The 743-nt window shown below is 71.6% G+C and carries 1 protein-coding gene; it reads left to right on the top strand.

What is annotated here, in order from left to right; translation table 11 throughout:
* Positions 1-82: 82 nt before the first annotated feature.
* Positions 83-586, top strand: a complete 504-nt coding sequence (locus G9H71_RS24815; RefSeq protein WP_166285040.1) for a methylated-DNA--[protein]-cysteine S-methyltransferase — start codon at positions 83-85, stop codon at positions 584-586.
* Positions 587-743: the final 157 nt, after the last annotated feature.

The following is a 743-nucleotide window of genomic DNA, read 5'->3' on the forward strand; positions in this document are numbered from 1 at the left end:
TGGCCGTGCGCGCCCACGCCTGGCGCCCGTGGCGCTCCTATGCCGTGATGCATCTCTGGAACAGCGAAGGGACGTTCTCCGAATGACGATTCGTGAGACCACGGTCGCATGGACCGTGCTCGACAGCCCGATCGACAAGCTGCTGCTGACGACCGACGGAGCCGGCCTAAGCCGCGTGTGGTTCGCACCGTTCGACCACGTCGAGCTCGACCCCGAGACGCGTGACGACGACCATCCCGTCCTCGCCCTCGCGCGGCAGCAGCTGACGGAGTACTTCGCCGGCACCCGGCGCGACTTCGACGTCCCGCTCTCACCCGGCGGCACTCCGTTCCAGAACCAGGTGTGGACGGCGTTGCGCGACATCCCCTACGGGGAGACTGCGAGCTACGTCGAGGTCGCGCGCGCCATCGGCCGCCCCACGGCGTCCCGCGCGGTCGGCGCCGCCAACGGCCGCAACCCGATCGCGGTCATCGTCCCGTGCCACCGGGTGATCGGGAGCAACGGGCTGCTCATCGGGTACGCCGGCGGCGCGGCCCGCAAGCGGCGGCTGCTGGACCTCGAGACCGGCGCGCTGCAGCTGGGCTAGTGCACGCAGCCGCGGCGCAACGTCTGGTGCGCGCAGCCGCGGTCGCACTAGCGTGGCGCGGGACCGCGGACGGACGAGGGAGAGCTGCCCGATGAGCATCGCGTTCCTGCTGACCACGCTGGTCGTCGTCGCCACGCCGGGCACGGGCGCGCTCTAC

Source organism: Motilibacter deserti (assembly GCF_011250635.1).
GTDB lineage: Bacteria > Actinomycetota > Actinomycetes > Motilibacterales > Motilibacteraceae > Motilibacter_A > Motilibacter_A deserti.